This is a genomic window from Candidatus Methylomirabilota bacterium, assembly GCA_035315345.1.
Lineage (GTDB): Bacteria > Methylomirabilota > Methylomirabilia > Rokubacteriales > CSP1-6 > CAMLFJ01.
The window spans coordinates 1-6,929 of the sequence record DATFYA010000001.1 but is presented as its reverse complement, the minus strand read 5'-3'; the positions used below and the strand labels follow the sequence as shown (position 1 = coordinate 6,929).

The 6,929-nt window shown below is 69.7% G+C and carries 8 protein-coding genes; all 8 read right to left on the bottom strand.

The genetic code is table 11. The features are described 5' to 3' along the window. The coding region (locus VKN16_00040; protein ID HME92585.1) for an urease accessory protein UreE at window positions 1-333 on the bottom strand (333 nt) is incomplete at its 3' end. Between the two features lie 2 nt (window positions 334-335). After that, on the bottom strand, window positions 336-2,051 hold the full coding sequence (gene ureC, locus VKN16_00035) for an urease subunit alpha (GenBank protein HME92584.1): 1,716 nt from the start codon (window positions 2,049-2,051) through the stop codon (window positions 336-338). Then, window positions 2,048-2,419: an urease subunit beta gene (gene ureB / locus VKN16_00030; GenBank protein ID HME92583.1), complete on the bottom strand. Its 372-nt coding sequence runs from the start codon at window positions 2,417-2,419 to the stop codon at window positions 2,048-2,050. Before ureB ends, ureC begins: the two co-directional genes overlap by 4 nt. 186 nt (window positions 2,420-2,605) lie before the next feature. Continuing rightward, window positions 2,606-2,908, bottom strand: a complete 303-nt coding sequence (locus VKN16_00025) for an urease subunit gamma (protein HME92582.1) — start codon at window positions 2,906-2,908, stop codon at window positions 2,606-2,608. A gap of 10 nt (window positions 2,909-2,918) precedes the next feature. Then, the gene (urtE, locus tag VKN16_00020; protein ID HME92581.1) at window positions 2,919-3,623 is read right to left on the bottom strand and encodes an urea ABC transporter ATP-binding subunit UrtE; all 705 of its coding nucleotides are present in this window, start codon (window positions 3,621-3,623) and stop codon (window positions 2,919-2,921) included. Then, window positions 3,616-4,386 carry an urea ABC transporter ATP-binding protein UrtD gene (gene urtD / locus VKN16_00015; protein HME92580.1) on the bottom strand — a complete coding sequence of 257 codons (771 nt, stop codon included), beginning with the start codon at window positions 4,384-4,386 and terminating at the stop codon, window positions 3,616-3,618. The genes urtE and urtD overlap by 8 nt, the downstream gene beginning before the upstream one ends. 61 nt (window positions 4,387-4,447) lie before the next feature. Next, window positions 4,448-5,626, bottom strand: a complete 1,179-nt coding sequence (urtC, locus tag VKN16_00010) for an urea ABC transporter permease subunit UrtC (protein ID HME92579.1) — start codon at window positions 5,624-5,626, stop codon at window positions 4,448-4,450. After that, window positions 5,613-6,929, bottom strand: a 1,317-nt coding sequence (gene urtB, locus VKN16_00005) for an urea ABC transporter permease subunit UrtB (protein ID HME92578.1), incomplete at its 5' end; no start/stop codon positions are given. The genes urtB and urtC, both read right to left, overlap by 14 nt.

The following is a 6,929-nucleotide window of genomic DNA, read 5'->3' as shown; positions in this document are numbered from 1 at the left end:
GCGGAGCTTGCCTGGCAGAAGCTGCGTGGGCAGGTGACGGTTTCCGAGGTGCCAGGCGACCCGTGCCAGCGCGTTGCCGTCGGCTGCGCCGATCTCGGCGAGCGGCTCAGGCTGGGCGCTGACTAGGATGATTCGCCCGTCCTCCAGCACGAGGCCGTCGCCATTCCTGAGCGGCACAGCGTGCGGCAGGTCGAGCAGGAACTCGAACCCGCGCTGGCCCTTCATAGCCATGCGACGCCGATGGCGCTGGTCGTAGTCCAGGCGCACCGTGTCGGTGTTGAGGACCGAGTGGATCCACTCGCCGCGGGGAATGATACGAGTCGCGCGCAGCATGGTCAGAACAGGAAATAGCGCTGCGCCAATGGCAGGACCGACGCGGGGGCGCAGGTGAGGAGCTGGCCGTCGGCCCGCACCTCGTAGGTCTCCGCGTCGACCTCCATGCGCGGGAGGTAGCTGTTGTTGATCATCGCGGCCTTCGTGAGCCCGCGGCAGCCGCGCACGGTGGCGGTGGCCTTCCGCAGGCCGAGGCGCGCGGCCACCCCGTCCTCGGTGGCGGCGCGCGAGAGGAAGGTCAGCGAGGTGGACGACACCGCGGCGCCGTAGGCGGCGAACATGGGCCGGTAGCGCACCGGCTGCGGCGTCGGGATCGACGCGTTCGGATCGCCCATCGCGGCCACCGCGATGAGGCCCCCCTTGAGCACCAGCTCCGGCTTGACGCCGAAGAAGGCGGGCTTCCAGACCACGAGGTCGGCCAGCTTGCCCACCTCGACCGAGCCCACCTCGTGGGCGATGCCGTGGGCGATGGCGGGATTGATCGTGTACTTGGCCACGTACCGCTTGGCCCGCGTGTTGTCGTGCCGGCCGTCGCCGGGCAGCGACCCGCGCTGCGTCTTCATCTTGTGCGCGGTCTGCCAGGTGCGCGAGATGACCTCGGCGATGCGGCCCATCGCCTGCGAGTCGGAGGAGAGCATGCTGATCGCGCCCAGGTCGTGCAGCACGTCCTCGGCCGCGATGGTCTCGGCCCGGATGCGCGACTCCGCGAAGGCCAGGTCCTCGGGGATCTTCGCGTTGAGGTGATGGCAGACCATGAGCATGTCGAGATGCTCGTCCATGGTGTTGACGGTGAACGGCATCGTCGGGTTCGTGGAGGACGGCAGGCAGTTGGACTCGCCGACGACCCGGATGATGTCGGGAGCGTGGCCGCCGCCGGCGCCCTCGGTGTGATAGGTGTGGATCGTCCGGCCCTTGAACGCGCGGATCGATTCCTCGACGAAGCCCGCCTCGTTCAGGGTGTCGGTGTGGATGGCCACCTGGATGTCCATGGCCTCGGCCACCTCGAGCGCCGCGTCGATGGCGGCCGGCGTCGTCCCCCAATCCTCGTGCAGCTTCAGTCCGATGGCGCCGGCCTCCACCTGCTCGCGCAGGGGCTCCGCGCGCGAGGCGTTGCCCTTGGCGAGGAAGCCCAGGTTCATGGGCATGGCCTCCGCGGCCTCGAGCATGCGGTGGATGTTCCAGGCCCCGGGCGCGCACGTCGTGGCCGCGGTGCCGGTAGCGGGTCCGGTGCCGCCCCCGATCAGGGTGGTCAACCCCGCCGAGAGCGCCTCGTCGACCAGCTGCGGGCAGATGAAGTGGATGTGGCTATCGATGCCGCCCGCGGTGATGATCCGTCCCTCGCCCGCGATGACCTCGGTGGAGGCGCCGATCACCATGCCGGGGCTGACGCCGGCCATGATGTCGGGATTGCCGGCCTTGCCGATGCCCGCGATGCGGCCGGCCCGGATGCCGATGTCGGCCTTCACGACGCCCCAGTGGTCCAGGATGAGCGCGTTGGTGATGACGAGATCGAGCACGCCCTCGCCGGCGGTCGCGCGGGCCGACTGCCCCATGCCGTCGCGGATCACCTTCCCGCCCCCGAACTTCACCTCGTCGCCGTACGACGTGAAGTCGCGCTCGACCTCGATCAGCAGATCCGTGTCGGCGAGGCGGACCCGGTCGCCGACGGTCGGGCCGTAGAGATCGGCGTACTGGCGGCGCGGGAGCCGCAGGCTCACGGGCGCGATCCCTCGAAGCCGCCCTTCGCGGCCCGCGCGAGGCTCGCGGCACGCCGGCTCTCCGCCGTCGAGCCCTCGGTGAGCGCGTTCAGGCCGTAGACCTCGCGCGCGCCCGCCAGCTCCACCAGCGTCACGACCTTCTCGTCGCCCGGCTCGAAGCGCACCGCGGTGCCGGCGGGCACGTTGAGCCGCATGCCGAACGCTTTTGCGCGCTCGAACCGCAGCGCCCGATTCGCCTCGAAGAAGTGGAAGTGCGACCCGACCTGGATTGGCCGATCCCCCGTATTGGCCACCGTCAGCTGCAGGGTGCGCCGCCCCACGTTCGCCTCGATATCTCCCTCGCCCAGCAGATATTCACCAGGGATCATGCGTTCCTCGATCCAGGACGGTCTACTTCTGTAAGGCTTTTCAGCTGCGGGGGCCCAGAAATGGCCCCGGCACTCCCCCAGGCCGCGGACGACCGTTTGCTTCGGCCAGCATCTCCCGCGCTCCCCCGAGCCGCGGACGTTCGGGATCCTGCCCGCCTTGGGTCGGGCGCACCACGCTCGGCTCCATCACCGAACCGGGTGGTGAATCGTCACCAGCTTCGTCCCGTCCGGGAACGTGCCCTCGACCTGCACCTCCTCGAGCATCTCGGGCACGCCGTCCATCACGTCGTCGCGGGTCAGGATGGTGATGCCGAAGGCCATCAGGTCGGAGACGGAGCGACCGTCGCGGATGCCTTCGAGGATCTCGGCGGTGATGAGGGCCAGGGCCTCGGGATAGTTCAGCCTGAGGCCACGCCCCCGGCGCCGGCGCGCCAGCTCGGCGGCGGTGAAGACGAGCAGCTTGTCCTGCTCCCGGGGCGTCAGATGCATGGGCGGGAGTTTAAACCGTCAGGTGCTGCCGGACCATATCCTCCCGGAGCTCCTTCGTGGCGCCGGTGGACACGATGGTGCCCTTGCGCATGATCGCGTAGGCGCCGGCCAGCCGCCACGCGAACTCGAGATACTGCTCGACGAGGAGCACGGAGATGCCCTGGTCCTTGATCCGCTCGATGGCCTCTTCGATCTGATCGATCACCGACGGCTGGATGCCCTCGGTCGGCTCGTCCATCAGGAGCAGCTTCGGCCCGGCCAGGAGCACCCGCGCGATCGCCAGCTGCTGCTGCTCGCCGCCGGACAGCACGCCGCCCTTGCGCCCGAGCAGCGCGGGGAGCTTCGGAAACAGCGCGAACACGCGCGCGAGCGGGTCGCCCTCGCCGTCGCCGCCGGCGCGGCGCCGGCCCAGCAGGCCCATGCGCAGGTTCTCCTGCACGGTGAGGTTCGGGAAGATCTCGCGGCCCTGCGGCACGTACCCGATGCCGCGCGCGGCCCGCTCCTCGGGCCTCCGTCCCCCGAGATCGTGGCCGTCGAACTTCACGCTGCCGGATCGGACCGGCAGCAGCCCCATGATCGACTTCAGCAGCGTGGTCTTGCCGACCCCGTTGCGGCCCATCAGACACACCACCGTGCCCGCGGGCACGTCCAGCGAGACGTTCCACAGCACCTGGCTCTCGCCGTAAGCCACGTCGAGGCCCCGCACCTCAAGCATGCGCGGCCTCGGCGGGAGCGTGACTGCGCCCGAGATAGACCTCTCGCACGCGCGGATCCTGCTGCACCTCGTCCACCGAGCCCTCGCAGAGCACGCGGCCCTCGTGGAGCACGGTGACCCGCCGGGCCAGGCTGCGCACGAACTCCATGTCGTGCTCGATGACCAGCACCGCCCGATCGCGCGCGATGGCCTGCAACAGCTCGGCGGTGCGCGCGGTCTCCTCGTCGGTCATCCCGGCCACCGGCTCGTCCACCAGCAGCAGCTCCGCCTGCTGCACGATCACCATGCCGATCTCGAGCCACTGCTTCTCGCCGTGGGACAGGCCGCCCGCCCGCTCTCCGCCGCGGCCCTCCAGGCCGATGCGCTCGAGCGTCTCCTCGATGCGCGCCTGCTGCTCGCCGGACAGCCGCGACCGCAGGGTGGCCAGGACGCCCTTGCTGGGCCGGGCCAGCGACAGCTCCAGGTTCTCGCGCACGCTCAGATTCTCGAAGATCGACGGGGTCTGGAACTTCCGCCCGATCCCGAGGCTCGCGATCTCGTTCTCCCGTCGCCCGATGAGGTCGGTGTGCTTGCCGAAGATGACCCGGCCGGACGTCGGCTGCACCTTGCCCGAGATCACGTCGAGCAACGTGGTCTTGCCTGCTCCGTTGGGCCCGATCACCACGCGCAGCTCCCGGTGGTCCATGAAGAAGTTCAGGTCGTGGAGCGCCCTGAACCCGTCGAACTCGACGGTGACGCTCTCCAGGTAGATGATCGAGGTCATTCAGGGCGCTTGAACGTGGGGGACATTGGTTTGCGGTGCGGCCTCTTCGGGCCCTCGGCCCTCATCGGGGCGCCTGGACGTGGGAGACATTGGTTCGCGGTGCGGCCTCTTCGGGCCCTCGGCCCTCATCGGGGCGCCCGATCAACCGTCCCCCCGCGCCAGCGGCGCGCGGGAGCCGCCGAAGCCGCATTCCGAGCCGGCGTGCGGTGCCGACCACCCCGTCGGGAAAGAACAGAACCACCGCCACGAAGAGGCTGCCCAGCACGAGCAGCCAGAGATCCGGATACGTGGTGGTGAGGATGCTCTGTAGCCAGTTGACCCCGATCGCGCCCACCACCGCGCCCAGCAGCGTCCCCCGCCCGCCCACCGCGACCCAGATGATCATCTCGATGGACGGGAGCACGCCGATCTTCGCGGGCGTGATGATGCCGACCTGCGGGACGTAGAGCGCGCCGGCCACGCCGGCCAGCGCCGCGGACACGATGAACACGAAGAGCTTGAAGGCGGCGGGCGAGTAGCCGGAGAAGAGCACGCGGGTCTCGCTGTCGCGGATGGCGATCAGCACCCGGCCCGCGGGCGACCGGGTGATGGCGCGGCAGACCAGGAACGCTCCGCACAGGCAGAGCGCGGTCGCGACGTAGAGGGTCCGCTGCGTCGCCGGGCTGTTCAGGCCGAAGCCGAAGATGGACTTGAACCCGCTGAGCCCGTTGGTGCCGCCCAGGTTCATCGCGTTCCGGTTGAACATCAGCCAGGTGGACAGGGCCAGGGCCTGGGTGATGATCGAGAAGTACACGCCGCGGATGCGGCTGCGGAACGTGAGGTAGCCGAACACGAAGGCGAACAGCGCGGGCACGACCAGCACCGCCACGAGAGTGAAGGGCACGCTGTAGAACGGCTTCCAGAAGAGCGGCAGCTCGGTCACCCGGTTCCACACCATGAAGTCGGGCAACACGTTGCCGTACACGCTGCGGGTGCCGATCTCGAGCATCAGGTGCATGCCCATCGCGTAGGCCCCGAGGCCGAAGAAGACGCCGTGGCCCAGCGAGAGCACGCCGGTGTAGCCCCAGATCAAGTCGATCCCGAGAGCCAAAATCGCGTAGGCCAGGAACTTGCCGAAGAGGTTCAGGGTGAAGTCGGACACCCGCAGCGGCGAGCCCGCGGGCAGCGCGTTGAGCGCGGGCAGCAGCACCACCAGGACCGTGGCGGCCGCGAGGAGCCCCCAGCGCTCAGGACTCCGCATAGCGTCCCTTGGTGGCGAAGAGCCCGGAGGGCCGGCGCTGAATGAACAGGATCACCAGCACCAGGATCAGGACCTTGCCGAACACGGCGCCCATTCCTGGCTCGATGATCTTGTTCAGGCCGCCGATGCCGATCGCGGCCAGGATGCTGCCGAGCAGCTTGCCGACTCCGCCGGTGACCACGACCATGAACGAGTCCACGATGTAGTTCTGACCGAGCTCGGGGCCCACGTTGCCGATCTGGGTGATCGCGCAGCCCGCGAGGCCCGCGAGCCCCGCGCCGAGCGCGAAGGTGCCCGCGTCCACCCATCGCGCCCGCACCCCCAGGCACGCGGCCATCCCGCGGTTCTGGGTGACCGCGCGAATGCGCAGCCCGGCGTCGGTGCGGAACAGCAGGAGGTACATCGCGGCCACGCAGACCGCGGCCAGCCCGATGATGAAGAGCCGGTTGTACGGCAGCTGCACGCCCACCATCACCGGGATCCCGCCGGAGAGCCAGCCCGGCGACGTCACGTCGACGTTGGCCGCCCCGAACCACAGCCGCAGCCCCTGCTGGATGATCAGGCTCACGCCCCAGGTCAGGAGCAGCGTCTCGAGCGGCCGGCCGTAGAGGAAGCGGATCACGCCGCGCTCGAGGATCAATCCGGCCGTCGCCGAGACCAGGAACGCGAACGGCAGGGCGACCAGGAAGTAGTAGTCGAAGTACGCCGGGAAGTGGGCGGTGAACCAGCCCTGCATCAGGAACGTGGCGTAGGCGCCGAGCGCCATCAGCTCGCCGTGAGCCATGTTGATGACGCCCATGAGCCCGAACACGATGGCCAGCCCCAGGGCCATGAGCAGCAGGATCGAGGACAGGGACAGACCCTGGAATGCGATCTCGATGCCCTGGGTGAAGAGGCCCCAGCGCTCGATCCGCTTGATCGCGTCGCGCGCGGCGGTGGCCAGCGGCGCCGGCGACTGCGGGTCCCCCGCGATCTGGTCGAGCGGCTCCATCGCGTTGGCGCTGCGGAGATGCCCGAGGGTCTCGGCCGCGGCCACCCGCTCCGGCTCCCCGCCCGTGCGTAGCCGGATCAGCGCCACCGCCTCGTCCATGGCGAAGCGGACCCAGCGATCGCCCTCCTTGCCGTGGGCCTCCTGGAGCACCTTCAGCGTGTCCGCGTCCCCGGTGTAGCCCATCTTCGTCGCGGCGGCCCGCCGGGTCGCCGGGTCGGGGCTGACGAGATCGCTCTGTCCGGAGAAGGCGTCGATCAGGGGGCGGATCGCGATGCGGAGACTTCGCCCGGTCGAGACCTCCTCGAGGGTCGA

Coding starts and splice junctions, on each gene's coding strand:
- VKN16_00025 (HME92582.1), bottom strand. CDS start 2,908: ATGCATCTGACGCCCCGGGAGCAGGACAAGCTGCTCGTCTTCACCGCC.
- urtE (HME92581.1), bottom strand. CDS start 3,623: ATGCTTGAGGTGCGGGGCCTCGACGTGGCTTACGGCGAGAGCCAGGTG.
- urtC (HME92579.1), bottom strand. CDS start 5,626: ATGCGGAGTCCTGAGCGCTGGGGGCTCCTCGCGGCCGCCACGGTCCTG.
- ureB (HME92583.1), bottom strand. CDS start 2,419: ATGATCCCTGGTGAATATCTGCTGGGCGAGGGAGATATCGAGGCGAAC.
- urtD (HME92580.1), bottom strand. CDS start 4,386: ATGACCTCGATCATCTACCTGGAGAGCGTCACCGTCGAGTTCGACGGG.